The organism is Qipengyuania gaetbuli (genome assembly GCF_009827315.1).
GTDB lineage: Bacteria > Pseudomonadota > Alphaproteobacteria > Sphingomonadales > Sphingomonadaceae > Qipengyuania > Qipengyuania gaetbuli.
Genome location: NZ_WTYF01000004.1, coordinates 124,185 through 145,353, shown reverse-complemented (window position 1 = coordinate 145,353; position 21,169 = coordinate 124,185). Strand labels below are relative to the sequence as shown.

Genomic DNA, 21,169 nt, shown 5'->3' with positions numbered 1-21,169 from the left:
AGTCCTAGTCTTTTCGCCGCGCGCCAGAGGCAGGCTGGTCCCGATCGCCACTGTAGCGATCCCAAAGGTCCGGCCTGCGTAACCGTGTGTCTTCTTCGCTCCTTGCCTTGCGCCAAGCAGCGATTTTCGCATGATCCCCCGATCGCAGCACTTCAGGGATCGTGCGCCCTTCCCATTCCTGAGGTCGGGTATATTGCGGGTATTCCAGGAGACCGTCCTCGAACGACTCCTCGTGCCCGCTTGTGGGCGCGCCCATTACTCCGGGAAGCAGGCGAATGCAAGCGTCGAGAATCGCCAGTGCGGCGGGCTCTCCGCCCGACAGGACGATATCGGCAAGGCTGACCTGCTCGATCTGCGGATAGGCTTCGAAAATGCGCTCGTCGAAGCCTTCGAACCGGCCGCACAGGATGGCGACGCCCGGCCCTTCGGTGATCTCGCGGATACGCTCCTGCGTGATCGGCTTGCCGCGCGGCGTCATGGCGAGGATGGGGCGTCCTTCGCCCACGCTTTCGATAGCCGGGCCTAGAACATCGGGCTTGAGCACCATGCCAGCCCCGCCACCAGCCGGCGTATCGTCGACCGTGCGATGCTTGTCCGTGGCGAAATCGCGGATCTGGACCGTCTCGCACGACCAGTCCCCCCGCTCGAGCGCGCGGCCCGCAAGCGACACGCCCAGCGGCCCGGGAAACATCTCGGGATAGAGAGTGACGATGGTGGCGGCAAAGGTCATTAAAGGAACCGATCTCTGTTTCTTCGCATCTGGACGATTTTCGGTCGGATGATGCGAAAGAATAACGGCGATCCTACACATGCAAAGCCCGCCACAATACCTGCGCCCAGCACCAACTGGTCGGGCTGCTTGAAACTCATGGTGGCTGCCAGAAGGACAAGCAGAAGGGCTGCCACAGGCGCAAATGCAGAGGCGATGAATGAGGCCATGTTGACACTCGTCGAAGAAAGGAAATTGTCGAAGCTCGACAGCCCTTCGATGCGGGTGCGTTCAAGCGTGGCCATGTAGAAACTGACGGCAGAGCTAATGATGGCGCCGTAGAAAAATAGCTCTACCACCGCACACCATCCTTTGCCCGCCTGTCCACGTTCAGTTCGAACACGTCCGGCCGCGAATAGTGGCCATCGGTATCGAGGCTGGCCAGCCCGTGGCCGATCTCGTCCAGATCGAGCTCTGCGAACAGCGATTCCTCGCCTTCGCCTGCCTGCGCGATGATCCGCGCATCGGGCGCGGCGATCAGCGAGCCGCCGCGGTTGAGCGTGTCGGACGAGATGGCCTCGATAAGCGCGCGCGCTTCGCCGTTACCACCGGCCCGCTCCAGCCCGTCGAAGAGATCGTCCTTCGCCTGCACCAGCCCTGCCGCAAGGACAAAGCAGCGCCCCTCCATCGCGTAGTGGCGGCTGGCAATGGCGTATTGCTCGCGCACGGTCGGCCAGGCGGCCACGTGCACGCTCTCGCCGAGATTATGCATCGCTGCGCGCGCGAGCGGCATCCAGTGCTCCCAGCAGATGAGCGAGCCGACGCTGCCCCACTCCGCCTGGTGGACGCCGAGTGTCGAGCCATCGCCGCGCATCCAGATGAGGCGCTCGCCATGCGTGGGGACGAGCTTGCGGTGGTCGAGAACCGGGAGGCCGGGCCGGAAGGTCATCTGGTTGTTGTAAAGGCTCTGCCGCACCCGCTCGTGCGCGCCGATGGAAATGACCGCGCCGCTTTCGTCGCACAGCTCTTGAAGAGGCAGCAGCCGCTCATCATTCGCGACCACCGCTTGCTCGAGCAGGCTGCGGTGCAGAGCGCGCGTACCGGGATGGTCCCACAGCGCCGCACCTGGTGCCTCGTCGAGCCACAGCGGATAGCCGCCGAGGAAAGTCTCTCCGAACGCGACCAGCTTCGCCCCTCCCCCGATAGCTTCGCGCGCAAGGCGCACGGCCTTGTCGATCCCGTCGCCGACGGCGATCGGCACAGGCGCTGCCTGCACGATGGCGACTTGGAGCTTGGTCATGGCGGTCCGGTTAGCGCGGGCGGCACCGTTTTGCCATCCCGCGCGTTCACGCAGGCATGAGCGAGCATATCGACGACTGCATCATCGTGGGCGCAGGTCCTGCAGGGCTGACCGCCGCGATCTATCTCGCGCGCTACCACCTCGGCATCCGCCTGTTCGATTGCGGCACCAGCCGTGCCAGCTGGATCCCGCGCAGCCACAACCACGCCGGCTTTCCCGATGGCATCAACGGCGAGGAACTGCTGGAACGGATGCGCGAACAGGCGGCGAAATTCGGCGCCCTGCGCGAGCCCAAGCGCGTGACCGACCTATCCAAACCGGACGATTGCTTCACCGTAACCTGCGGCGAGGAGACCTATCGCGCCCGCACCGTCCTGCTGGCGACAGGCGTGGTCAACAACCGTCCCGAGGGCATGGACGACCAGCTGCACGACGAGGCCCTGTCGCGCGGGCTGCTGCGCTATTGCCCGGTTTGCGACGGCTACGAGGTGACCGACAAGCGGGTCGCCGTGATCGGCACGTCGGACCACGGCACGGCCGAGGCGCAATTCGTGCGCACCTTCACCGCCGACCTGACTCTGGTTTCGCCGGGCGGCGACCACGATTTGTCCGACCAGTGCTCGAATGCCCTCGACAAGGCAGGGATCGCGCGCGTCGCTGGCCCATGCGGCAATTTCGCGATCGAGAACGGGCAACTGGCTTTCGATACTGCCGAAGGGCGGATGGCCTTCGACAGCGTCTATCCCGCGCTGGGATCGGTAATCAGGTCGGGCCTTGCAAAGTCATGCGGGGCAAGTGTCAGCGAGGACGGCAGCATCGAGGTAACGGACCATCTCGAAACCAGCGTGCCGGGCCTTTACGCGGCCGGCGACGTGGTCGTCGGCCTCGACCAGATCGGTCATGCGATGGGACAGGCAGGCGTCGCCTCCACGGCGATCCGCAATGCCTTGGCCCAGAAACGTCCGCTCAGGCGCTAGTCGACGAAATCCACGTTGACGGTCAGCTTCTCGGCATCCCATGCCGGAACCGCCTGCTGGGTCAGCGGGACCATGAATTTCTTGCCGTCGGGCTTTTCGATCTCGACGATCTCGGTCGCGCCGAAATTTTCGACCGCGCAGACGTGGCCGATGTCCTCGCCCGTGTCGGTGACGACGGGCAGGCCCAAGAGGTCGGAATAGTAGAATTCGCCCTCGTCCAGTGCCGGCAAAGCGGATCGCGGGACGGTCAGGACAGTGCCGCGCAGTTTTTCGGCGGCAGTGCGGTCCGGGACTTCGGCAAAGCGCGCGATGGCGCCGCCCTTGTTGTCGCTGCGGACCTTGGAGAGCGTCAAGGCGCCCCCGTTGAAGCTCTTGTGCGGCTTCAGGGCTTCGAACCCTTCGCCGAACAGCTTCAGGCGGACTTCGCCCGCCACGCCATGCGCACCGGTGACGGCTGCCAGCGTGACGGGCTTGTCCTGCATCGAAAGGGCTTACTCGGCCTTTTCTTCGGCTGCTTCTTCAGCCGGAGCTTCTTCAGCAGCGGCTTCTTCAGCGGGTGCTTCTTCTTCGGCCGGAGCGGCTGCAGCTGCAGCGGCTTCTTCCTCGGCAGCCTTGGCGGCTTCTTCGGCTTCAGCGATCTTGGCGGCCTTTTCTTCGGCACGTTCCTTGGCGGCTTCGCCCGGTTCACCCTTCTTGGGGTTGTTCTTCGGCGCACGCTCGAGGATGCCGGCGGCATCGAGGAAGCGGTGGACGCGGTCGGTCGGCTGCGCGCCAACCGAGAGCCAGTGACGTGCACGGTCTTCGTCGAGCTTCACGCGCTCGCCCGAATCCTTCGGCAGCATCGGGTTGTAGGTGCCGATCTGCTCCAGGTACTTGCCGTCACGCGGGCTGCGCGTGTCCGACACGACGATGCGGTAGTACGGACGCTTCTTCGCGCCACCGCGCGACAGACGAATTGCAACTGCCATTTTACTTCACCTTTCGAATGTAAATATCGGTAATCAGATTATTTCTTGTTCAATAAATCACGCAGGTCGGCGGGCAGCGTGTCCGGATCAACCGAAGGACCCTTGCCGCCACCGGAGCCCAGGCCCGGCAGGCCGCCCATCGGGCCCGGACCACCCGGACCGCCAAGGCCCGGCATGGCGGCGCCGAGGCCGCCCTTGCCGAACAGCGCGCCGAGACCCTTGAGGCCGCCCATCTTCTTGATCTGCTTCATCGCGCGGCCCATCTCCTGGTGCATCTTGAGCACCTTGTTGACGGTCTGCACGTCGGTGCCCGAGCCTGCTGCCACGCGCTTCTTGCGCTTGGCGTTCATCAGTTCGGGACGCTTGCGTTCCTTCGGCGTCATCGAGCCGATGATCGCGTCCATGCGCAGCAGCACGCGGTCGTCCATGCCCGACTGCTGCATCGCTGCCTTGGCCTTCTTCATGCCCGGCATCATGCCCGCAAGCGCGCCGAGGCCGCCCATGCTCTGCATCTGCTTGAGCTGCATGCGCAAATCGTCGAGGTCGAACTGCCCCTTCGCCATCTTCCTGGCGAGAGCTTCGGCCTCTTCTTCCTTGATCGTCGCCGCGGCCTTTTCGACCAGGCTGACCACGTCGCCCATGCCGAGGATGCGGCCGGCAACGCGCTTGGGATCGAAGGCCTCGATCGCGTCGAGCTTTTCACCGGTACCGGCAAACTTGATCGGCTTGCCCGTGACATAGCGCATCGACAGCGCAGCACCGCCGCGTGCATCGCCGTCCATGCGGGTCAGGACCACGCCGGTCAGCGGCACTTCGCCGGTAAAGCTCTGCGCGACGTTGACGGCGTCCTGGCCGGTCAAACTGTCGACCACAAGCAGCACTTCGGTGGGCGCGGAGACGGAGGCGATCGCCTTCATCTCGGCCATCAGCGCTTCGTCGACGTGGAGACGGCCCGCAGTATCGAGCAGCAGCACGTCGGCGGCCTGCAGCTTGGCGCTTTCCATGGCGCGGCGAGCGATGTCGACCGGCTGCTGGCCGGCAATGATCGGCAGCGTAGCGACATTGACCTGCTCGCCCAGCACCTTGAGCTGTTCCTGCGCGGCCGGACGGTTCACGTCGAGCGAGGCCATCATGGCCTTCTTGCCGTGCTTTTCCTTGAGCAACTTGCCGAGCTTGGCGGTCGTGGTCGTCTTACCCGAGCCCTGCAGGCCGACCATCATGATGACGACCGGCGGCTTGGCCGAGAAATTCAGTTCGCGCGATTCGGCATCGTCGCCGTCGCCGCCGAGCATTTCGACCAGCTCGTCATTGACGATCTTGACGACCTGCTGGCCGGGCGTAACCGACTTCAGGACTTCCGAGCCGATGGCCTTTTCGGTGACCGCGTCGATGAAGCGGCGCACCACCGGCAGGGCGACGTCGGCTTCGAGCAGCGCGATGCGCACCTCGCGCATGGCTTCGCGAACGTCCTTCTCCGACAGCGAGCCGCGGCCCTTGAGCTTGTCGAAGACATTGCCGAGCCGGTCGGACAGATTGTCGAACATGTCTGTTCTTCTCCTTCCGAACCCGTCGAGGCCCGAATAAACGCGAAAAACGCCGGCGGACGAGAACTCGTCGGCCAGCGTGGGGTCAGACCCCTATGAAACCCAAACGTGTGCCCGGGTGTGGTGGAAGCAAGCCGCAGCCGTCGCCACGGCCTGCTACCATCGCACTCGGGTAAAAATGGTGGAGCCTAGCGGGATCGAACCGCTGACCTCCTGCATGCCATGCAGGCGCTCTCCCAGCTGAGCTAAGGCCCCGAACCATTTCAGACGACACGACCTTGAAAAGAGCGTGCCACCCTTGCGGGAGGCGCCCAATATAAGCAGGCCTCCCGCATTGCAACAGCTAAATTAGCTTTCGTCGACGTCGTCGTCGTCGCCCTTGGACTTGGTCTCGACGCCGAGGTCGTCGTCACCGCCGAGGTCGACTTCATTGTCGGGCGAATCATCGTCTTCGTCGATGTCGATGTCCAGATCGTCATCGTCGTCACCGCCCAGATCGGCGTCGGCTTCGGCGTCCTTCTTCTTCGCTTCTTCTTCGGCGAGAATCGGCTGCTTCGACTTGAGCACGGGTTCGGGGAACCACTCTTCGGCGCATTCGATGCAGTGGACGGGCTCGTCCTTCGTCAGATCGTAGAAGCGGGTGCCGCACTTCGGGCAGGTCCGCTTGGTGCCCCATTCCGGTTTGACCATGTGTAATCCTTGGCTTTGCCGCCCCCGCGCCTGTGGCGAGGGCCGTGTGAATTCGTAATTGTATTGATGGGTTCCCGCTGCGCAGGAATCAACAGCGCGCGCGCCTTGCCAGAAGCCATTGCCACTGTCAAAGACCCGCGCGCAAGTGCCCTTCCCTTACCGGAAAAACCGTTGACCGCACACCGTTTCCTGCCCCGAACCCCGCTGACCGGACGCATCCGCGTGCCCGGCGACAAGTCGATCAGCCACCGCTCGCTCATGTTCGGCGCGCTGGCCGTGGGCCGCAGCCGTATTTCCGGCCTGCTGGAGGGCGAGGACGTTCTCTCCACCGCCACCGCCCTGCGCGCGATGGGCGCCCGCATAGAAAAGGACGGCGATACCTGGGTGGTCGACGGCGTGGGCGTTGGCACGCTGCTCCAGCCGCAAGGCGCGCTCGACATGGGCAATTCGGGCACCTCGACGCGCCTGCTCATGGGCCTCGTCGCCAGCCACGGCATCACCGCCACCTTCACCGGCGATGCCAGCCTGTCGAAGCGACCGATGGGCCGCGTGATCGATCCGCTTTCCATCATGGGCGCCAGCTTCACCCCTTCCCCCGGCGGCACGCTGCCGCTGGTCATGGAAGGGCTGCAACCGGCGGTGCCGATGACCTATCGACTTCCTGTCGCCAGCGCCCAGGTGAAGAGCGCGGTGCTGCTCGCCGGCCTCAACACCCCCGGTACCACCACGGTGATCGAGCCGGTGCCGACCCGCGACCATACCGAACGGATGCTGCGCGGTTTCGGCGTTGACGTGCGCGTTGAAGAGATCGGGGGCGAGAAGCACATTTCGCTGACCGGCCCGGTCGACATGACGCCCTGCGACATCACCGTGCCGGGCGATCCCTCTTCCGCCGCCTTTTTCGCGGTGGCCGCCAGCGTGGTGCCGGGCAGCGACCTCGTGATCGAGAACGTCGGCCTCAACCCGACCCGCGACGGCATCTTCCGCGTGCTGAAGCAGATGGGCGCGAATATCGACTACCTCGACGAACGCGAAGTCGGCGGCGAACCGGTCGCGGACCTGCGCGTGCGCCATGCACAGCTCACGGGTATCGAGGTCGATCCCGACATCGCGCCGAGCATGATCGACGAATTTCCCGTCCTCTTCGTTGCCGCCGCGCTGGCGCAGGGCACCACCATCACCAGCGGCCTCGACGAATTGCGGGTCAAGGAAAGCGACCGCCTGACCGCCATGGCAACCGCGCTGTCGCTTGGCGGCGCCAGCGTCGAGGAGCGCGAGGACGGCCTGCTCATCCGCGGCACTGGCGGCAAGCCGCTGGCAGGCGGCGGTCCCGTCACCACCCATCTCGACCACCGCATCGCCATGAGCATGGCGGTTGCCGGCCTGGCGAGCGCGGCGGGCGTCGAGATCGACAGCACCGAGCCTATCGCCACCAGCTTCCCCAATTTCATGGCGCTGCTGGAAGAAGCCTCCGCGTGAGCGAGGCTTTCGACATCTACACCGCCGTCGGCTTCGTCGGCATGACCTGCATCATTGCCGCCTATGCCTATCTGACATGGAAGGACGAGCCGAACCCCTTCATCCTCCACGGCACCAACCTTCTCGGCGCCGCGCTGCTGACCGTATCGCTACTGGTCCACACCAACTGGCCGAGCCTCGTGCTGGAAGGTTTCTGGGCGGCGATCGCGCTGTGGGGCTTGTGGAAGGCGCTCAAGTCGCGCAGCAGGCCCGAATGATCATCGCCGTCGACGGACCTACCGCCTCGGGCAAGGGCACGATTGCCAAGGCCCTGGCTGCGCATTTCGGCCTGCCGCATCTCGATACCGGCCTGCTTTATCGCGCGGTCGGGCGGCAGGTGTTTCTCGACGGGGGAGACCCGGACGATAGCGGCGATGCGCTTGCCGCGACCGCCTTTCCCGACAGCCTGCTGGACGACCCGCATTTGCGCGACGAGGAAACGGGCGGGCTCGCCAGCCGCGTCTCGGTCCACCCCGCGGTACGGCAGGCGCTGTTCGAACGCCAGCGCAGCTTCGCCACGCAGAAGGGCGGCGCTGTGCTTGACGGGCGCGACATCGGGACAGTGATTGCTCCTGAAGCCGAGGCGAAGCTGTTCGTCACTGCCAGCGTGGAGGCGCGCGCCCAGCGCCGCTTCCTCGAAATGCGCGATCGCGGTGTGCCCGTCACGCTGGCCGAGATCGAGGACGATCTACGCCGCCGCGATGAGCGCGACCGCAACCGCGCCGTTGCGCCGCTGGTCCCGGCAGAGGATGCGCTGGTCATCGACACCAGCGCGCTCGACCGGGAGGAGGCCTTTGCCGCGGCGCTCGAAGCGGTGAACGCGCTGACCGGCCAGCTGCCCTGTCCGTAAGGCAACGGTCAGCAGGCTTGCCAAGCCGGCACAACAGGCGCAGATAGGCCGCCTTCGTAAAAGTGGTCGCCAAGAGGTCGCGCATGGGTCGCTGCAGGACAGCGAAACACGGCCCGCGACGTGTGCGAACCGCGCTTTTTCTGTCCCTCAACGGGAGAGAAACTATGAAGAAGATGCTTATCCTTGCAGCCCTGGTCGGCCTGACCGCATCCCCCGCACAGGCGGAACACTGGGATGTCATCGGGACCAAGCTGAAAGACACCTGCCCGATCGGTAAGTACATGGCGATCGTGAAGGACTTCAACCAGTGGGGCCGGTCCTACGGCTATACGGCCACCATCCTCACCCCGATCCAGGACCAGGACCAGACGATGTTCTGGTGGATCGGCAAGACCGAGAACGCCGCCAAGTTCGGCGCGGCATGGGACGCCTGGCGCGATGGGCTGTCGGATCCCAATTCGACGCCCGCCAAGCTGCAGGCGCGCTTCGCCGATTGCGCCACCAACCATTCGCGCAGCGGCTACGACGCGTGGTGACGATCTGAGGGACTGGCGGGCGCGCGGCGGAGATTTGCCGGCGCGCCCGCTTTCCTACAGCAGCGAAGGCGTGGCAGGGCAACTGCCATGACCGGAAAGATCGCCACGAACCCGCAGAAACCAGCGCTTTGCACGCTGCTTTGCCGGGTCGGGGCTTTTTCCGCCTGGACCGTGTTCCACGTGTTCCATCCTGTAGGGCGAAGGGGTGCATTTCCCTTGCTTTCCGCAGGGGTTTGCACTAGGCGCGCGCCCGTCCCGAACATCTCCGAGATCGAAAGGACCTTCGCGGCGGCATCCGGCCTCGCGGAGATCACGGCCCTCTTGCCCCGTACGGCCCGTGCAATCGTGCACAGGCAGACGGAGAAAGACCCCGGTAAAACCGGTGGCCGGTAGCAAAACGAACGTAGGACTACTTACATATGGCAACCTCAGCCAATCCCACCCGCGACGATTTCGCGGCAATGCTCGACGAGCAGCTCGGCGGCGCCGATGACGGCGGCTTCGAAGGCCGTGTCGTCAAGGGCACCGTTACCAACATCGAAAACGGCTATGCCCACATCGACGTCGGCCTGAAGAGCGAAGGCCGCGTCGACCTCAAGGAATTCATGCGCGGCGAAGACGAGCACGGCCTCGAAGTCGGCTCGGAAGTCGAAGTGTTCGTCGACCGCATCGAAAACGCCGACGGCGAAGCCATGCTGTCGCGCGACCGCGCTCGCCGCGAAGCTGCATGGGACAAGCTTGAAAGCGAATTTGGCGAAGGCAAGCGCGTCGACGGCCGCATCTTCGGCCGCGTCAAGGGCGGCTTCACCGTCGACCTCGACGGCGCCGTGGCCTTCCTGCCCGGCTCGCAGGTCGACATCCGCCCCGTGCGCGACGTCACCCCGCTGATGGACATGCCGCAGCCCTTCCAGATCCTGAAGATGGACCGTCGCCGCGGTAACATCGTCGTCTCGCGCCGCGCGGTCCTCGAAGAGACCCGTGCAGAACAGCGCAGCGAACTGATCGACAAGCTGACCGAAGGCCAGGTGATCGACGGCGTCGTGAAGAACATCACCGACTACGGTGCCTTCGTCGACCTCGGCGGCATCGACGGCCTGCTCCATGTCACCGACATGAGCTACAAGCGCGTCAACCATCCGAGCGAAATGATCGAAATCGGCCAGACCGTGACCGTCCAGATCATCCGCATCAACGAAGACACCCAGCGCATCAGCCTCGGCATGAAGCAGCTGGAATCGGATCCGTGGGACGGCGTCGCTGCCAAGTACCCGGTCGGCATGAAGATGTCGGGCACCGTCACCAACATCACCGAATACGGCGCATTCGTCGAAATCGAGCCGGGCATCGAAGGCCTGGTCCACGTTTCGGAAATGAGCTGGACCAAGAAGAACGTCCACCCGGGCAAGATCGTCTCGACCTCGCAGGAAGTCGAAGTCATGGTCCTGGAAGTCGACAGCGAAAAGCGTCGCATCAGCCTCGGCCTCAAGCAGGCCCAGCGCAATCCGTGGGAAGAGTTCGCCGAAGCCCATCCGGTCGGCACGAAGGTCGAAGGCGAAGTCAAGAACGCCACCGAATTCGGTCTCTTCATCGGCCTTCCGGGCGACGTCGACGGTATGGTCCACATGTCGGACATCGCATGGGGCATCTCGGGTGAAGACGCCCTCGCCCTGCACCGCAAGGGTGAGCAGGTCGAAGCCGTCGTTCTCGACGTCGATGTCGAGAAGGAACGCATCAGCCTCGGCATGAAGCAGCTCGAAAAGGGTGCTCCGACCGAAGCCGGCGCCGGCAGCTCGCTGCGCAAGAACCAGGTCGTCACCGTGACCGTGCTCGAAGTCCGCGATGGCGGTCTCGAAGTGCAGGTCGGCGAAGACGGCGCGACCGGCTTCATCAAGCGTTCGGACCTCGGCCGCGACCGCGACGAACAGCGTCCGGATCGCTTCCAGCCCGGCGCCAAGGTCGACGCGATGGTCACCGGCTTCGATCGTTCGAAGAAGCCGACCTTCTCGATCAAGGCTCGCCAGATCGCCGAAGAGAAGGAAGCAGTCGCACAGTTCGGTTCGTCGGACTCGGGTGCTTCGCTCGGCGACATCCTCGGCGAAGCGCTGAAGAAGAAGGAAGACTAAGCTCTTCCTCCCTTCATCAGGGTAATCAGGAAGGCCCGCTTGCTCACTCGAGCAGGCGGGCCTTTCCTATAGGGGGCAACGGGCGTAGGCTGCCCGCCATGCTACAGGTTCACCAGTTCCCCTGCCTTGCCGACAATTACGGCTTCCTCCTCCACGATCCCGAAAGCGGCGAAACAGCCGCAATCGATACGCCCGATGGTGCGGAATACCTGAGGCAGGCCGATGCGAAGAATTGGCGCATCACGCAGGTCTGGAACACGCACTGGCATCCGGACCATGCCGGCGGGAACAAGGCCATCGTCGAGGCCACCGGCGCCAAGGTTGTCGCCCCTCAGGAAGTCGAGCGCTTGACCCCGATCGACCGTGTCGTGGGCAATGGCGACAAGGTCGAACTGGGCCGCTGGCACGCACGCGTCATCGACGTGTCGGGCCACACCAACGGCCATATCGCCTATCACATTCCCGAAGCCGACCTCGCCTTCGTCGGCGACAGCGTCTTCGCGCTTGGCTGCGGGCGCATGTTCGAAGGCAAGCCCGACCAGTTCTGGCACAGCCTGGAGCGGATCAGGCAGATGCCCGAAAACACGCTGCTCTACTGCGCGCACGAATATACGGCATCGAATGCGAAGTTCGCGCTGCACGCCGATCCCGACAATACCGAACTCCAGCTTTACGCGGCCCGGGTGGAAGAGAAGCGGGCCAAGGGCGAACCCACTGTCCCCACGGTCCTGTCGCGCGAGCTGGTCACCAATCCCTTCCTGCGCGCAGACAGCGCGGAATTGCGCGATCGCTGGGGCGGAAGCACGCCCGCAGAGACGTTCGCAGCGCTCCGGGCAGCCAAGGACAACTTCTGACGCCATGAAGGCACTCGTCGTCCGGTCGCTGTCGCCCGACCTTTCGGGGACGCAGATCGAGGAAATCGCCGATCCCGTGCGGGAAGAAGGGCAGGTCCTCGTCAGGGTGCGAGCGGCTTCGCTCAACTATCCCGACCTGCTGATGACCCGCGGGGATTACCAATTCAAGCCGGACGTGCCCTTCGTCAGCGGCCTCGAAATGGCAGGCGAAGTGGTCGAGGCCGATGCAGGCAGCGGCTTCAAATCCGGCGACCGCGTCATGGGCGGCGCGAAAACCGGCGCCTTTGCGGGTCTCGTGGCCCTTCCAGCCTCATCGCTCAGGCCCGTCCCGGCGGGCCTCGGCTTTCCCGAAGCAGCGGCCATGGGCGCGGCCTATCACACAGCCTATGTCGCCCTGGTCGAGCTCGGCGGATTGCAGGAAGGCCAGACGGTGCTGGTCCACGGCGCGAGCGGCGGGGTGGGGCTTGCCGCCTGCGACCTTGCCAAAGCGCTCGGAGCCCGCGTCTTTGCCGCCTCGCACCGCGAAGACAAGCTGGCCGCACTCAAGCGGATCGCCGCTCCGGACGCGGCAATCCCCAACACGGGCCGCTTCCGTGAACAGGTCGCCGAACTTACCGGTGGCAGGCTATGCGACCTGGTCTTCGATCCTATCGGAGGGGACGTATTCGACGAGAGCACCCGCTGCGTCGCCTTCGGCGGGAAGCTACTGGTCGTCGGCTTCGTCGCCGGTCGCATCCCCGAAATCGCGGTCAACATCCCGCTGATCAAGGGGTTCTCGGTCGTCGGCGTGCGGGCCGGGGAATATGCGCGCCGCTTCCCCGACCGCGCCAAACGGATCGCCGCGGAACTCGAGCGCTTGGCAAGTGAAGGCCGGATCAGCCCCCATATCGACCGCACCCTGCCCCTCGCCCGATGGCGCGAAGCCTTCGAAGCGATGGAGGCAGGAGAGATCGTCGGGAAGATCGTGCTGGAACCCTAGCCCAGCAGCACGAAGCCCACGAATGCCGCAGCGCCCACGACGCTCCAAGTGATGGTAAGCTTGCGCAGCGCCTTGACCTGCAGGCCCATGATCACGCCGCTGAGCACCAGCAAGAACAGGACGATCGCCAGGACCGTCGCGTAGATCTTGAAGGCCGTGCTGCCCTTTGCCTTGTGCAACTGAACCAGCCAGCGGTGGAGCGAAGCTTCCTTCACCTCAACTTCGGCGACCAGCGGATCATCGGTGGCAACAACCTTCGCTTCGCTGCGCGCGCCCGACCAGGACAGCGAAATTTCGCCGTCCTCGTTGCTGACCTTGGTCTTGCCACTCGGCGCGGAAAGGCCTTGCTGCGCAAGGCCCGCAAGCGCGACCTGCTTCAGTTGTGCCTCGTCTTCCGCAAGCGGCTGCTCGAGCGGCACAAGGACCGTCTCTTCCCGCCATTCACCGGTGTTGCCCCACGTATAAAGCGCCCCCGTAACGAGGAACATCAAGATGGCGGGGAACATGATGGCAGCCGCGATGAGATGCAGCTTGGTGAGGAAGACACGATTCACGAAACGATCCTTTTTTGCTAACGCTTCGCAATAGCGTGACAATCCGGGATTGAAAGAAAAAAGCGCGCAAAACCCGAAGGCCTCGCGCGCTTTTTCGTGTCCTGTGAGGTCGGGCCGTCAGATGCCGGCGATGACCTTGTCCGCCAGCGCCTTGTCGGCATCGGCGTCGTGCTTGTCGGCGATAAGCGCGCGGCTAGCAGCGGTCGCGGCAAGCGCGGCACGGTTGCGGACGTCCTCGACCGCTTCACGCTCTGCGGCAGCGATCTTGTCTTCCGCCATGCGCTTGCGACGCTCGACCATGGCCTGGCTGTCGGCCTCCGCCTTTTCGAGGATCGCGTCGGCTTCATGCTGCGCATTGGCGAGCATGGCCTCGGCATCCTTTTCGGCGCCGGCGATCTTGTCGGCATATTCCTGGCGAAGCGCTTCGGCTTCGGCACGGAGCTGCTTGGCTTCTTCCAGCTGGTCCTTGATCGCGGCGATCTTGCTGTCGAGGCCGCCGGCAATGGTCTTGTGGACCTTGGCACCGAAGAAAGCGATGAGCAGCAGGATGAGCATCGCGATCGAGACGATCTGGAACGGTGCGAGGCCGAACAGTTCGGGCTCTGCATGCGTACCGGCACCGCCGTGACCGACTTCGGTGTTCACTTCGGCCGCTTCCGTCGCGAAGACTTCAGGAGTGGTATTAGCCATTGGCCATTGCCTCCTTCACTGCCTTGGCGGCGGCAGGCTTGGTCACCTTCACACCGGCGAGACGCTGGACGATGTCCTGGGCCGCTTCGACTGCAACGCTTTCGACTTCGGCAAGAGCCGCAGTGCGGGCTTCACCGATGCGGGCTTCCGCGTCGGCAAGCTTCTTGTCGATGCGGGTCTGCGCAGCTTTGAGCTTCTTTTCGGACTTGGCAGCAGCCTCGTCCTTGGCCTTGGCCACGATCGCCTGTGCAGCGGCGCGGTTTTCATTCTCACGCACCCGCCAGGCATCTTCCTGTTCGTCGGCCGCGTCACGCGCAGCCTTTGCTGCGGCGAGGTCAGCGGCGATCTGGCCGTCGCGCTGGGCAACGGTTTCCATCACCTTGGGCACCATGCCCTTGCCGATGACGAAGAAAGTGATGCCGAAGAAGACCAGCAGCCAGAAGACCTGACTGGACCACGTATCGGCAAGCTGTGCTATCTGGGGCATTGCAGCTCTCGAAAAGCGGGTGCGAAAAATTCATGGCACCGGCCGGGCGTATCCCGACCGGTGCGATCTCGAAATTCGTCGATTAGGCGACGAAGATCAGGATCATGGCAACGACGAACGCCAGCAGGCCGAGAAGTTCGGCAGCGGCGAAGCCGATGAACAGGCGGCCCTGCTGGCCGTCGGCAGCACCCGGGTTACGCAGAGCGCTTTCGAGGAACGAACCGAAGACGTTACCCACACCGATGGCGGCCATGCCGGCACCGATTGCAGCGAGACCGGCGCCAACCAGCTTTGCAGCTTCCATTTCCATGACAAACTCCTTTGGGAAAAACTTTGAATTGAAGACTTAGTGAAGGTTCTCGGCGTCGTTGATGTACAGCGACGTCAGAAGAGCGAAAACATAGGCCTGGATGCCTGCGACCAGCAGTTCGAGCGCGCAGATACCGACCATCAGAAGGAAGCTCGGCAGACCCACGATGCCGCCCCACAGGACGCCGGCATTGGTACCGTCGATCACGAAGCTGGACAGCACTTCGAGCAGCACGTGGCCGGCCATCATGGCGACGAAGAGTCGCAGGCCGAGGCTGAACGGGCGCACCATGAACGAGATAAACTCGATCGGCGCGATCACCGGGATCATCGGCAGCGGCGTGCCATGCGGCACGAAGAGCGAGAAGAAGTGCAGCCCGTGCTTCCAGAAACCGACGATCAGGACGATCGCGAAGCTGATGATCGCGAGGACGCCGGTCACGGTGAAGTGGCTGGTGAAGGTGAACGGGTGAACGCCGACGATGCCCAGCGGCAGGAGGCCGAGCAGGTTGGCGAAAAGGATGAACATGAACAGGCTGAAGACATAGGGCACGTACTTGCGCCCGGCCTTGCCGATGTTCGCTTCGAGCATGTTGTCGATGAAACCGGTGAAGGTTTCCACCATCATCTGCCAGCGGCCGGGGACGAGCTGGCGCTGCATGCCGCCGAGCACGAACACGAAGAGCACGACCGTGGTGATAAGCATCCACAGCGCGCTGTTGGTGAAGGCGATATTATAGCCCGCGAGTTCCCAACCTTCCGAGCCGCCCAGCGGCTGGATGGTGAACTGGTACATCGGATCGACTTTGGCCTGTTCGGCTGCCACGTCTGTTACGTCCCTAAATCCTGTAACGAGCGCCCCGGAATCCCCATTGCGGGATCATTCTTCGGGGCGCTGGTTTGCCGCGCGGATGATGTTCCTGAAGGCGACGACTATCCCGAGGAACAGTCCCACCAACAGACCCCACGGGTTCGTGCCGGTAAAGTAGCCAATGGCATAACCGATCACCGAACCGCCAAGGAGCCCTCCGAGCAGATCCGCCAGAACCCGGTTGCCGCTGCGATAGTTCGCATCGGAACCGGAAACCTGCGGGCGGTTACGCTCCTCTTCGCGCTGCTGGGCGGCTGCGAGCCGCTTTTCCAGCGCGTCGATCCGCGCATCCTCCTCGATGGGTTCCCGTGCGGGTTTGTCGTCGCTCATGCCTTGCTCCTTTAAAGGGGGTTGCGCGGCACGCGCAGGGACTTGCCCGCCAAGGGCGCGGCCCCCTTAGAAGGGGGGCCTTTGCGAGTCAACATGGAGGGAGGGCGAATTAGGCCTTTAAACGCAACACCCGTCGCATATTCGTCACCCGAGCGGCAAACCGCTGGGACCTATAGCCTCAAGGACAACGCGAATCGCGCAAGGGGGCACTGCTTGAACGAGTCTGCCAGCTACCGTCCGGCGCCTGGTATTTTTCGCCCGGCGAAGTCGCCAGAATCGCCTGGCAACCTGCGGTGAGCGCGTATTCCTCGAGCGTGGCGTTGTTGGCCTGCGCCCGTTCCGCATAGACGGCGCGGCGCTTGATATTGATGTCGTTGACGATCCGGCGAAGCTCCGGCGTCTCGGCGCCGACGATGCCGAGGTAACCGTCCATCTTCTCGCCCACTTCGCCCGACGCGCGGGCCGCGGCATAGGCAGGGTCGCGCTGCGCAAAGGCAGGGGTCGCGATGCCGCCCAGCGCGGTCGCAGCCACGGCTGCCGCCAGCATCGTCTTGGTCATGGTTTTGGTCATAAAATCACCCATCAGAAGATATCCGCGTTTTCCTCGATCGTGTTGCCCGCGTCTTCCGCGAGCCGGTAGATCACTTCCTGCCGGATATTGACGTTGAGTTCGATCACGATCGGCTCGGTCGGTGCTTCCAGCGTTATGCACCCCGCAAGCGCGAACGGGACAAGCCCGACGGCCAAGATCCGCAAACCCGGTCTCCTGCTTGAAACTTCCATGTCAGCGCTTCTTGCAAGGGGCGCGGGGTCAGTCAATTCAACGGTTCTCATAGCCCCTACTCGCTTTCTTGGTCCTGAATGGTGGGTTCATCCGGAATGACATCTTCCGGGTCAATCTCGGGTTTCACTTCCTCGCCGGTGACGGATCGGCGCAGGAAACGCGTGCCGTCGTCGCTCAGCAGGCCCAGTTCACGCGGATCGCGAACGGCGGCCGGGTCGTAGAGTGCCTTGAGAGAAGTCAGCAGCTGGTAGAACTGCGCCCTGATGTTGATGCGGAACTGAATCGGCAGCTTGGCAAGCTGGCGGGTCACGAAATTCTTCTTCGCCCCCTCACCCTGGCTGACACCATCGAACCGCACGCGGGTGACGATCTCGCCTGCCAACGGGCCTTCCATGACCACCCGCATCTGGGTGAAATTCATGCTGCGCAAGGCGTCGAAGGCGTAGTTGGCGACCGGCGAGAGGTCTTCATAGGTCAACTCGCCGACATAGGAGATATTTCCGCCCGGGGGCCGCGAGAGAAGGATGCCTTCGTCGATCCGGCCATTGCCATTCTCACCGAAGACTATCGGCACGGTTCCGTCGAAAATACCCGTCGCAGAGATATTCTCGAATTCCATCTGGGCGACGAACTGCGCGGCATCCAGACCGACGATCTCGAAGATGTAGCGCCGCTCCTCCTCGACACCGAACCTGAAATCGACCTCGCGCAGGATCAGCCGGCCGCCCATGAAAGGCCAGCTTCCGCCGGCAACCGCAAGCACCTCGCCGCCGCGCAGTTCGAACTCGATCTCACCATCCAGCACCTCGACACCGGGGTTGATCGAGGCGACGCGCAGTTTCTGGCCGGGCGCGGTCGTCAGGCCGAGCAGGTCGGTAAATTCGATGGTACCGCTGGCTCCTTCGACGGGCCCGAATGCGGCTGCGAAATCGAAGTCGTCAGTGGAGAAGGTGCCGGTGCTGGTGACTTCACCATCGCTGTCCCAGTCGATCCGGCCGCGACCGGTGACCGTCCCTTCCGCGTTGGCGACGACGCCCAGCGCAAGGCAGCTGAGGCCGCTCGGCTCCCGCGGACCGGGCTCGCCGCCGTCGAAGCAGATATTGCTGGATGGCGAAGGCTGGAAGGTCTCGTCGAACACGATTCCGGGCACGTCGAGATCGGCATACCCTGCCCCCGTTCCCAGATTGTGCCGGATATCGGCGACGGTGATCAGCCGCCCCTCGTAGGGATCGCGCAGTTCGGCGCGCGCGTCGATGATACTGTCGCGCAGCGTCAGCGTGCCGCCGTCGGCAACCAGCGGCTGGAAACGGTCCGGCTCCTCGCGATCGGCGACACGCAGCGAGGCATTGCCGATGGTAAAGACACCGCCGGTGTAATCCCAGTTTCCTGCGGCATTGCTTATATCGAGCGGCACCGATGCAAGCCGGATGTCCGCGTCGGAGAACGTCCCGGCGATATTCTCGCCCACCTTTGCGTCGAGATCGCTGATGACGAAACGGCTGGCAGTCTCCGCCGGACCAAGCGTTATTGCGAGATTGTGGGCGCTGATCGTACCGGGCCAGGCAAAGCCCACTGGCCCGCTAGCGATGCGGATGGGCGTGTCGGCAAGCGAACCCTTGAGGTCGAGAGAAGGAGCACCGGCTGCGAACTGCAGGCCTGTAGGACCGCTGCGCAGCATCGGGCGACCCGGCGGCGGACAAAGCGTGAGGCCTGGCCCCGCGATATTGAGATCGGCAAGGGCGATGCGGCGAAAGGCGATCCGCGTGCAATCCCGCCAGAGTGCAAGCGCCCCGTCAGCGCCATAGCGCCCGCTGACCGGAACCGAGAGGCTATCGACTGCGCCGCCGGGCACCGGACCGGTCGCTTCTACCTGGCCGGAGAAACCGAACGCGCCGCCTTCGCCTTGCACGATGCTCATGCGGGGGATGGCAAAGGTGGACCCGCCAGCTTCGTAAGGCGCCATGGACAGGCGAAAGACCGGACCGGCCCCGCCGTTGTTCTCCATGCGGCCCGAAATGCTCGGCAGGCCGGGACCACCGGTCGCGATGTTACCGGAGAAACGGGCAGCCTCTCCTGTACTGGCGCCCACCTGGACCCGCGACAGGGAGAGTATGCGCGCGCCCCCGCCTCCGGCCAGCTCGGCCTGCGGGATCAGCAGCGAATATCCCTTTTCATCTTGCCTGTACCGGATGCGCGCTTCCAGCGAACTGCCACGGGTCTGCGCCTGGAGCGATGCGGCGATCTTGTTGACGATCGGTTCGACAAGCGTGCCCTCGCCCGTTTGGGACAGGCTTTCGATGCCGGCGACAAGGCCGCTGCCGAGGCGCAGGCCGTTGCCTTCAAGATTGCCGTCGACCTCCAACCGTTCGAACCCGCCGCGACCGCGCGCAACACCTTCGGCGGTGATGACCGCAGCGAGAGCCTGCGGCGTCTCGAAGCCGCGCGCGGCAAGCGAAAAGCGCGCGGTTGCATCATCGCCCCGCATCTGTGCACGGATCGTCCCTGCAAGCGACTGGGCTGCACCGCCCGGAATGGCGAGCGCGTCCGTGTCGATCCGCGCCTCGATCGAGGGATCGGACAATTGCGGCGTCATAGCTGCATCGAGTTCGGCAACCAGTCCGGTCACCCGGACGCCGTTGCCCTTGCAGGTAAGGTCTTGCTGCCTCAGCGGACCTGAGAACTCCGGCGTGCCTCCGTCGGTCGACACCTTGCCGTAAAGCGTCGTCTGCCGCGCTTCGCACCCGCCAATCGCAAAATCGGGCGCAACTGCCGCGAAAATGCCCGTAAATCCGTTGTCGAGCGGTCCCCTCCCCTCGAGCTTGAAGCCTACCGGGCCATAGTCCGTTTCGAGCAAGCCGCGACCGTCACGTATCGCGACGTTGAACGCGGGAAGTCCGGGCTCCTCCTCGCTTTCGGCAAACACCAGCGGATCGAGCGAGCCGAAACTCAGCTGCCCATCGAGGTAGGTCGCGTAAAGACGCGGCTCCACCAACGTGATGCTGCCGATTTGCGGCAAGCCCAACCGATACTTGAGCTTCACCACAGCCTGTTTGGCGGTGAGGTCGGGCGCCGCCGGGTCGCCGATTACGAGATCGGAGATGACCTGCGTTTGCCCGCCGATGCGTTCGATTTCGTAAGTACCTTCGATGCCATAGGCGTCGAACTGGTCGCGGATGAAATCATGCGCGATGCTTTCGCGATTGGCCCAGGCCATCAGGAATATCGCCAGCAGGGTGAGCAGCGAGAGGCCGGGCACGGCATAACGCTTCTTGCGCCAGCGCGGCCGATGGCTCGTCATGCCTGCGATTTCGCCCTCATCCATTATGCGCACACTTGCGCCCATCGCCGCGCGAAGGCAATGCAAGCCTTTGAAAGGTCGTTAGATAGGGTCGCGATTTGTCTGACGGGGGCAGCATATCAAAGGAGCATTCCGGTGCAGGACAGCGTGAGCGGCTTCGCCAGCGACTGCTCAAGGGCGGGCCGGACGCTTTGGCCGATTACGAATTGCTCGAACACCTCCTCTTCGGGGCGTTCCGTCAAGGAGACACCAAGCCCTTGGCAAAGACGCTGATTGCGCGCTTCGGTTCCTTTGCCGGCGTGCTCAACGCTGATCCGCAAGCGCTGGCGCTGGTAAAGGGCATGGGCGAAGCCAGTGCCGCCTCGCTTTACGCGGTTGCCATGGCAGCACGACGCATGGCCCGCGGCGCGATCGAGCAGCAACCGGTGCTGGGAAGTTGGCAGGCGCTGCTCGACTATCTCGCCATCGACATGGGCCATCTCAAGCACGAGCGCGTACGGGTGCTGTATCTCGACACGCGCAACCGGCTTATCCTCGACCACCTGGCCGCCAAAGGGTCGGTGGACGAAGCAGCCATCCATCCGCGCGAAGTGATCCGCAAGGCCTTCGACATCGGGGCGACCGCGCTGATCCTGGTGCACAACCACCCGAGCGGGGATCCCGAGCCCAGCCGCGCGGACATCCAGATAACCAGCAGGATCGCGGAGGCCGGGCGGCTGCTCAACATTACCGTCCACGACCACGTCATCGTGGGGCGCGGCAGCCACGTCTCACTGCGCGCCAAGGGCCTGATCTAGG

Annotated in this window: 25 protein-coding genes and 1 tRNA gene; 9 read left to right on the top strand and 17 right to left on the bottom strand. The window is 64.0% G+C overall.

Annotated features, from left to right (window positions below; genetic code table 11):
* Positions 1 to 4: 4 nt before the first annotated feature.
* The 3 genes from trmD to GRI42_RS03035 are packed head-to-tail and all read right to left on the bottom strand — an operon-like array spanning position 5 to position 2,009.
* The gene (gene trmD / locus GRI42_RS03045) at positions 5 to 730 is read right to left on the bottom strand and encodes a tRNA (guanosine(37)-N1)-methyltransferase TrmD (protein ID WP_160606804.1); all 726 of its coding nucleotides are present in this window, start codon (positions 728 to 730) and stop codon (positions 5 to 7) included.
* Positions 730 to 1,068, bottom strand: a complete 339-nt coding sequence (locus GRI42_RS03040; protein WP_160606802.1) for a hypothetical protein — start codon at positions 1,066 to 1,068, stop codon at positions 730 to 732. Before GRI42_RS03040 ends, trmD begins: the two co-directional genes overlap by 1 nt.
* The gene (locus tag GRI42_RS03035; protein ID WP_160606800.1) at positions 1,062 to 2,009 is read right to left on the bottom strand and encodes a carbon-nitrogen hydrolase family protein; all 948 of its coding nucleotides are present in this window, start codon (positions 2,007 to 2,009) and stop codon (positions 1,062 to 1,064) included. Before GRI42_RS03035 ends, GRI42_RS03040 begins: the two co-directional genes overlap by 7 nt.
* Positions 2,010 to 2,065: 56 nt before the next feature.
* On the opposite strand from GRI42_RS03035, the gene GRI42_RS03030 reads away from it, so the two are divergent.
* The gene (locus GRI42_RS03030) at positions 2,066 to 2,986 is read left to right on the top strand and encodes an NAD(P)/FAD-dependent oxidoreductase (RefSeq protein WP_160606798.1); all 921 of its coding nucleotides are present in this window, start codon (positions 2,066 to 2,068) and stop codon (positions 2,984 to 2,986) included.
* Here GRI42_RS03030 and rimM read toward each other — a convergent pair.
* From rimM to GRI42_RS03005, 5 genes are all read right to left on the bottom strand, one after another.
* On the bottom strand, positions 2,983 to 3,468 hold the full coding sequence (gene rimM / locus GRI42_RS03025) for a ribosome maturation factor RimM (RefSeq protein ID WP_160606796.1): 486 nt from the start codon (positions 3,466 to 3,468) through the stop codon (positions 2,983 to 2,985). The two genes, GRI42_RS03030 and rimM, sit on opposite strands and share 4 nt — an antisense overlap.
* Positions 3,469 to 3,477: 9 nt before the next feature.
* On the bottom strand, positions 3,478 to 3,954 hold the full coding sequence (rpsP, locus tag GRI42_RS03020) for a 30S ribosomal protein S16 (RefSeq protein WP_160606794.1): 477 nt from the start codon (positions 3,952 to 3,954) through the stop codon (positions 3,478 to 3,480).
* Positions 3,955 to 3,992: 38 nt separating this feature from the next.
* A complete protein-coding gene (gene ffh, locus GRI42_RS03015; protein WP_160606792.1) occupies positions 3,993 to 5,498 on the bottom strand; it encodes a signal recognition particle protein in 1,506 nt (501 codons plus the stop codon).
* Between the two features lie 179 nt (positions 5,499 to 5,677).
* Positions 5,678 to 5,753 (bottom strand) — tRNA-Ala (locus GRI42_RS03010).
* Between the two features lie 93 nt (positions 5,754 to 5,846).
* On the bottom strand, positions 5,847 to 6,188 hold the full coding sequence (locus GRI42_RS03005) for an FYDLN acid domain-containing protein (RefSeq protein ID WP_160606790.1): 342 nt from the start codon (positions 6,186 to 6,188) through the stop codon (positions 5,847 to 5,849).
* A 171-nt stretch (positions 6,189 to 6,359) separates the two neighbouring features.
* On the opposite strand from GRI42_RS03005, the gene aroA reads away from it, so the two are divergent.
* From aroA to GRI42_RS02970, 7 genes are all read left to right on the top strand, one after another.
* Positions 6,360 to 7,667, top strand: coding sequence for a 3-phosphoshikimate 1-carboxyvinyltransferase (gene aroA, locus GRI42_RS03000; protein ID WP_234033805.1), 1,308 nt, complete (start codon positions 6,360 to 6,362; stop codon positions 7,665 to 7,667).
* Positions 7,664 to 7,924, top strand: a complete 261-nt coding sequence (locus GRI42_RS02995; RefSeq protein WP_315899615.1) for a CBU_0592 family membrane protein — start codon at positions 7,664 to 7,666, stop codon at positions 7,922 to 7,924. Before aroA ends, GRI42_RS02995 begins: the two co-directional genes overlap by 4 nt.
* A complete protein-coding gene (locus GRI42_RS02990; protein ID WP_160606785.1) occupies positions 7,921 to 8,556 on the top strand; it encodes a (d)CMP kinase in 636 nt (211 codons plus the stop codon). Before GRI42_RS02995 ends, GRI42_RS02990 begins: the two co-directional genes overlap by 4 nt.
* Positions 8,557 to 8,720: 164 nt before the next feature.
* Positions 8,721 to 9,092, top strand: coding sequence for a hypothetical protein (locus GRI42_RS02985; RefSeq protein ID WP_160606783.1), 372 nt, complete (start codon positions 8,721 to 8,723; stop codon positions 9,090 to 9,092).
* Between the two features lie 419 nt (positions 9,093 to 9,511).
* Positions 9,512 to 11,215: a 30S ribosomal protein S1 gene (rpsA, locus tag GRI42_RS02980; protein ID WP_160606782.1), complete on the top strand. Its 1,704-nt coding sequence runs from the start codon at positions 9,512 to 9,514 to the stop codon at positions 11,213 to 11,215.
* Positions 11,216 to 11,313: 98 nt separating this feature from the next.
* Positions 11,314 to 12,069: a hydroxyacylglutathione hydrolase gene (gene gloB, locus GRI42_RS02975; RefSeq protein ID WP_160606780.1), complete on the top strand. Its 756-nt coding sequence runs from the start codon at positions 11,314 to 11,316 to the stop codon at positions 12,067 to 12,069.
* Positions 12,070 to 12,073: 4 nt separating this feature from the next.
* Positions 12,074 to 13,048: an NADPH:quinone oxidoreductase family protein gene (locus GRI42_RS02970; RefSeq protein ID WP_160606778.1), complete on the top strand. Its 975-nt coding sequence runs from the start codon at positions 12,074 to 12,076 to the stop codon at positions 13,046 to 13,048.
* Here GRI42_RS02970 and GRI42_RS02965 read toward each other — a convergent pair.
* The 9 genes from GRI42_RS02965 to GRI42_RS02925 form a co-directional block, all read right to left on the bottom strand.
* Positions 13,045 to 13,602 carry a PepSY-associated TM helix domain-containing protein gene (locus GRI42_RS02965; RefSeq protein WP_160606776.1) on the bottom strand — a complete coding sequence of 186 codons (558 nt, stop codon included), beginning with the start codon at positions 13,600 to 13,602 and terminating at the stop codon, positions 13,045 to 13,047. The two genes, GRI42_RS02970 and GRI42_RS02965, sit on opposite strands and share 4 nt — an antisense overlap.
* 117 nt (positions 13,603 to 13,719) lie before the next feature.
* Entirely contained in the window at positions 13,720 to 14,292 is a 573-nt protein-coding gene (locus tag GRI42_RS02960; RefSeq protein ID WP_160606774.1) for a F0F1 ATP synthase subunit B family protein, read from the bottom strand.
* Entirely contained in the window at positions 14,285 to 14,779 is a 495-nt protein-coding gene (locus GRI42_RS02955; protein ID WP_160606772.1) for a F0F1 ATP synthase subunit B family protein, read from the bottom strand. Before GRI42_RS02955 ends, GRI42_RS02960 begins: the two co-directional genes overlap by 8 nt.
* An 82-nt stretch (positions 14,780 to 14,861) precedes the next feature.
* Positions 14,862 to 15,089: a F0F1 ATP synthase subunit C gene (locus tag GRI42_RS02950; protein ID WP_160606770.1), complete on the bottom strand. Its 228-nt coding sequence runs from the start codon at positions 15,087 to 15,089 to the stop codon at positions 14,862 to 14,864.
* A gap of 36 nt (positions 15,090 to 15,125) precedes the next feature.
* Entirely contained in the window at positions 15,126 to 15,914 is a 789-nt protein-coding gene (locus GRI42_RS02945) for a F0F1 ATP synthase subunit A (protein WP_315899616.1), read from the bottom strand.
* A 54-nt stretch (positions 15,915 to 15,968) separates the two neighbouring features.
* A complete protein-coding gene (locus GRI42_RS02940) occupies positions 15,969 to 16,289 on the bottom strand; it encodes an AtpZ/AtpI family protein (RefSeq protein ID WP_160606768.1) in 321 nt (106 codons plus the stop codon).
* Between the two features lie 178 nt (positions 16,290 to 16,467).
* The gene (locus GRI42_RS02935; protein WP_170289996.1) at positions 16,468 to 16,860 is read right to left on the bottom strand and encodes a YdbL family protein; all 393 of its coding nucleotides are present in this window, start codon (positions 16,858 to 16,860) and stop codon (positions 16,468 to 16,470) included.
* Between the two features lie 11 nt (positions 16,861 to 16,871).
* Entirely contained in the window at positions 16,872 to 17,045 is a 174-nt protein-coding gene (locus tag GRI42_RS02930) for a YnbE family lipoprotein (protein WP_319003440.1), read from the bottom strand.
* Between the two features lie 83 nt (positions 17,046 to 17,128).
* On the bottom strand, positions 17,129 to 20,395 hold the full coding sequence (locus GRI42_RS02925; protein ID WP_234033803.1) for an intermembrane phospholipid transport protein YdbH family protein: 3,267 nt from the start codon (positions 20,393 to 20,395) through the stop codon (positions 17,129 to 17,131).
* 74 nt (positions 20,396 to 20,469) lie between these two features.
* Between GRI42_RS02925 and radC the strand changes: the two genes are divergently transcribed.
* Positions 20,470 to 21,168, top strand: coding sequence for a RadC family protein (gene radC / locus GRI42_RS02920; RefSeq protein ID WP_160606764.1), 699 nt, complete (start codon positions 20,470 to 20,472; stop codon positions 21,166 to 21,168).
* Position 21,169 lies beyond the last annotated feature (1 nt).

Bases quoted from the DNA above. Each gene is read 5' to 3' on its own strand.
- GRI42_RS03030 (WP_160606798.1), top strand. From the start codon at position 2,066: ATGAGCGAGCATATCGACGACTGCATCATCGTGGGCGCAGGTCCTGCA.
- rpsP (WP_160606794.1), bottom strand. From the start codon at position 3,954: ATGGCAGTTGCAATTCGTCTGTCGCGCGGTGGCGCGAAGAAGCGTCCG.
- gloB (WP_160606780.1), top strand. From the start codon at position 11,314: ATGCTACAGGTTCACCAGTTCCCCTGCCTTGCCGACAATTACGGCTTC.
- GRI42_RS02955 (WP_160606772.1), bottom strand. From the start codon at position 14,779: ATGCCCCAGATAGCACAGCTTGCCGATACGTGGTCCAGTCAGGTCTTC.
- rimM (WP_160606796.1), bottom strand. From the start codon at position 3,468: ATGCAGGACAAGCCCGTCACGCTGGCAGCCGTCACCGGTGCGCATGGC.
- rpsA (WP_160606782.1), top strand. From the start codon at position 9,512: ATGGCAACCTCAGCCAATCCCACCCGCGACGATTTCGCGGCAATGCTC.
- GRI42_RS02985 (WP_160606783.1), top strand. From the start codon at position 8,721: ATGAAGAAGATGCTTATCCTTGCAGCCCTGGTCGGCCTGACCGCATCC.
- GRI42_RS02990 (WP_160606785.1), top strand. From the start codon at position 7,921: ATGATCATCGCCGTCGACGGACCTACCGCCTCGGGCAAGGGCACGATT.
- GRI42_RS02935 (WP_170289996.1), bottom strand. From the start codon at position 16,860: ATGACCAAAACCATGACCAAGACGATGCTGGCGGCAGCCGTGGCTGCG.
- GRI42_RS02950 (WP_160606770.1), bottom strand. From the start codon at position 15,089: ATGGAAATGGAAGCTGCAAAGCTGGTTGGCGCCGGTCTCGCTGCAATC.
- GRI42_RS02970 (WP_160606778.1), top strand. From the start codon at position 12,074: ATGAAGGCACTCGTCGTCCGGTCGCTGTCGCCCGACCTTTCGGGGACG.
- GRI42_RS02940 (WP_160606768.1), bottom strand. From the start codon at position 16,289: ATGAGCGACGACAAACCCGCACGGGAACCCATCGAGGAGGATGCGCGG.
- trmD (WP_160606804.1), bottom strand. From the start codon at position 730: ATGACCTTTGCCGCCACCATCGTCACTCTCTATCCCGAGATGTTTCCC.
- GRI42_RS02925 (WP_234033803.1), bottom strand. From the start codon at position 20,395: ATGGATGAGGGCGAAATCGCAGGCATGACGAGCCATCGGCCGCGCTGG.
- ffh (WP_160606792.1), bottom strand. From the start codon at position 5,498: ATGTTCGACAATCTGTCCGACCGGCTCGGCAATGTCTTCGACAAGCTC.
- GRI42_RS03035 (WP_160606800.1), bottom strand. From the start codon at position 2,009: ATGACCAAGCTCCAAGTCGCCATCGTGCAGGCAGCGCCTGTGCCGATC.
- GRI42_RS03005 (WP_160606790.1), bottom strand. From the start codon at position 6,188: ATGGTCAAACCGGAATGGGGCACCAAGCGGACCTGCCCGAAGTGCGGC.
- GRI42_RS02960 (WP_160606774.1), bottom strand. From the start codon at position 14,292: ATGGCTAATACCACTCCTGAAGTCTTCGCGACGGAAGCGGCCGAAGTG.